The organism is Proteus sp. G4380 (genome assembly GCF_963885725.1).
Lineage (GTDB): Bacteria > Pseudomonadota > Gammaproteobacteria > Enterobacterales > Enterobacteriaceae > Proteus > Proteus mirabilis.
The window spans coordinates 1-3726 of record NZ_CAWPAV010000007.1 but is presented as its reverse complement, the minus strand read 5'-3'; the positions used below and the strand labels follow the sequence as shown (position 1 = coordinate 3726).

2 protein-coding genes and 1 pseudogene are annotated in these 3726 nt (G+C 31.9%); 2 read left to right on the top strand and 1 reads right to left on the bottom strand.

The window, feature by feature from the left end; genetic code table 11:
* The coding region (locus tag AACU98_RS00335) for an SGNH hydrolase domain-containing protein (RefSeq protein WP_237612237.1) at positions 1 to 742 on the top strand (742 nt) is incomplete at its 5' end.
* A 754-nt stretch (positions 743 to 1496) separates the two neighbouring features.
* On the opposite strand, the gene AACU98_RS00330 is transcribed toward AACU98_RS00335, so the two are convergent.
* Positions 1497 to 2075, bottom strand: a complete 579-nt coding sequence (locus AACU98_RS00330) for an RBBP9/YdeN family alpha/beta hydrolase (RefSeq protein WP_074561758.1) — start codon at positions 2073 to 2075, stop codon at positions 1497 to 1499.
* Between the two features lie 849 nt (positions 2076 to 2924).
* Between AACU98_RS00330 and AACU98_RS00325 the strand changes: the two are divergent.
* Positions 2925 to 3671: pseudogene (locus tag AACU98_RS00325) on the top strand (SAM-dependent methyltransferase); the annotation flags it as partial.
* Between the last annotated feature and the right edge of the window lie 55 nt (positions 3672 to 3726).

Below are 3726 nucleotides of genomic sequence, written 5' to 3'. Positions count from 1 at the left end.
ATTATCATTAGCAGAATACAGAGAGAAATATGAAGGACATGATGGGATGCCATTAAAAAATTTATATCTAAATTCAAATAAAAATGACTTTGAATATATTCTTATAGGAAATAGTCATGCAAGACATTATTTCCATTATATTATAGAAAATAAAATAAAAGTTGCTTCATTAGCAGAAGATGGTTGTAATTCAACAAAAAATTATTACTCTTCGTACAACAAAAATATTTGCCAAGAAACTTATAATAATACTTTGAAGTTTATAAAAGAAAATCCAAATAAGAAAATAATATGGGCTACTACTTGGAGCGATAGTATGGATGGAATTTCAAGAGTTAATGGTAAAGAAGTAAGATATGACCCTACTAATGAAATTGTTGAGTTTATTAATGATATTAAAGGTTATTATACTGATTTATATATCATTGGTGATGTTCAAGGTACGAAACAATTATCTTTTGAATGCATGGCAAGACAGAGTTTAATAATAAGTAAATATTTTAATATTCCTTGTAATTCTTTACAAAAAAAGATTATTAACAAAATCAATGATAAATTAGACAATTTATCCAAATCATACAATAATGTATTTTTTATAAATGCTGAAAATGCATTATGCAATAGTGAAACATGCTTAGTTATTGATAATAAAGAAACTATTTATACCGATTATCATCACTTATCAAAACATGGTTCTAATATTGTTGGCTCTTATATTTTTAACCAAATAGAAAATAAGTAACTTTAGTAAGTTAAGAATAAATTTATATACATTTGTGTTTCAAATGCCACATACAACTAGCAGCTATGTACTAGTTGTTGCCGTAGAAATTGCACGACAACAACTAATAAACTTGAGAGGTTAATTATAAATATAAAAATCAATCAACGCGACTAAGCCTTCAGGATGCACTAAAGTTAATGTTTTCCTGTCACTAGAGTCATGAATTATGTTAAAAATAACTTGCTACCATCAGTAGCGATCCAAATAAATACACTTTTATGTAGTGACGGTAATAGGGTTGTCGAATGCATATAAATTCCATTTGTAAACACTACTTCTCAAGAACATATTCTTTAAATGTAAAAACAGTTTTATTACTATTTATGGTTTATTCTAACCTGCATAATTTTTTTAAAGTTCCAGCTCTTTGAGATCGTCCATCATTTTCCTCTTTTATCTGCAGATAACCCTTATGGCTATCTGTTTATGGACGTTGTCTTTTCTGATCCAAGGTTTGATGAGGATCAGGCTATCTGTAATATCTGGCATAACGCGATTAACATAAATATTAACTGAATTTGATGATAGATTTTGAATAAATTAGTGTTTTTATAATCGACGGGGTGAAGCGATGATTATTGCAAAATTAACATGGTAAAAGTTACACTACACGCTGAGTAAACAGTCGCCTTTTATAAAGGTAAAGGCGACTTTTCTTTCTTTTATTTAAATGACTGATAAAAACCAATTGACGAATATTCTGATATTGTATTTATAGCTTATATTGATTCAGCATATATTTAAAAATATCAAGCATGACTGGCAATTTAATATAGCCTTCTTTATCAAGAAAATGTCCCGCATCTTCTTCAATAACAACTTGAGTTTGTAATTGACTAGCTAATTTTTTGGATGAATCAGGACTCACAATCCAATCATTGGATGATATTAATGATACCCTTTTATCCGATATTTTAATTAACTTACTATAATTCAGGTTATTATAAATATGAGAGTTCAACTCAGGTAAAGTTTTTTGTTCACTATTAAAACCAGCGACTAAAATATACCCGCCTATTGTTATATCTTCACAAGCCTGTTCAGAAAGAAAACGTAATAAAGTTATACATCCCAGACTATGCCCAATAAGAATAGTATCTTTATCAAGTATTATGTTTTCATCGGCAAGTTTTTGTTGCCACTCATTAGGGTTAGGATGATTAGGCTCAGGCATCATAGGTATACTGACATCATATCCTAATGATCCAAGCTCTTCTTTCAACCATGGAAACCAATTATCCTTGGGAGATGCAGTATAGCCATGAACAATAACAACTCTTTTGCCTTTCACTCATCCTCCTATATAGATACACATTATCAAAATAATAAGTTTAATACCTGTATACCCTAGGTATTGATAAAATTTAGTATGGTAAGTAATAAGTCACCCACGATTTAGAAATAATAAGATAATCACGGACACAACACAAGCAAGTACTGTTTTTATAACCAGTTATTTTGTATTCTTATTAAACATAGCTTCTGCACTACTCTCTTCACTGAGGACAAGGTTTTACGATACACCTGATAAAACACCACATGAAATAGTTTGGTCTGCAAGATAAGCGTCGGCCAAGGTCCGGGGTTCCCCTGTTCACTATCTTTTACTTTGATATATTGTAAATAGATGGCTCAACCAAAATAAAACTATCATCCGGCTCACACTTTACAGACTTACGCATTTACAAATCTAAAAAATCGATGAAAATGTCCTAGTGTAAACAACCTTTAATTCCTATCTGAGGCTTTGATGCTGGAAAATGTAATCATCTAATAACCACTATTTCGACCTTTTAGGGCGAATAGCTGGTTTCAATGCGCTGTATTCTCATGCAAGCACCACAATATGTTTGCTTATATTGCATATGATGATTAAACAGGTTTTCTAGTATGGATCCATCACATCAAAAATACTATTCTTTACTTATTTCTACCCAATTTACGTTTATTGGCGCTATAGCTAGTTGTATCACTCTTATTAAAGATTATTGCCAAAATCTAGATGTCCTAACGTATAAGCTTACCTTTCTAAAAAAATTAAAAAGCAAATTAAATCAGTTAGATAGTAATATTATATCAATAATATTACTAGGTTTAATAATGTCCACACTCTCTTTTATAACAATTAAAGGAAATTAAAATGGATATTCCTCGTATTTTCACTATTAGCGAAAGTGAGCATCGTATTCATAACCCTTTCACACCAGAGAAATATGCCACCTTAGGTCGAGTATTACGAATGAAAGAAAACTGGCAAATTCTTGATCTCGGAAGTGGCTCTGGTGAAATGCTATGTACTTGGGCTCACGATTACAATATTACAGGTATTGGCATCGATATAAGCCCGCTGTTTACTTTACAAGCAAAATCTAGAGCAGAAGAGTTAGGCGTCAGCCATCGAGTACATTTTATCCATCATGATGCCTCAGATTATATTAGTGATAAAAAATGTGATATAGCAGCATGCATAGGAGCAACTTGGATTGCTGGTGGTGTAATCGAAACTATCGAGCTACTAGCAAAAAGTATTAAAACAGGTGGGCTTATTCTTATCGGAGAACCATATTGGCGGCAAATTCCAACAACACAAGAGATAGCACAAGCTTGTGGTGCTTCATCCATATCAGATTTTTTAACTTTATCTGAGCTTGTTATCTCTTTCGACAATCAAGGATACGATCTAGTCGAAATGGTACTGGCAGATCAAGAGGGTTGGGATAGATATGAAGCTGCTAAATGGATGACTATGCGCCGTTGGCTTGACAAAAATAGTGCCGATGATTTTGCTCAAGAAATTCGAACGGAATTGACCATAGCCCCTAAACGTCATGTTAGTTTTACACGAGAATACTTAGGCTGGGGGGTATTTGCATTAATTGCTCGATAAAATAACACTAAAGGTATAGTCTAAACGGACTATACCTTTTAAATTATTATATTTA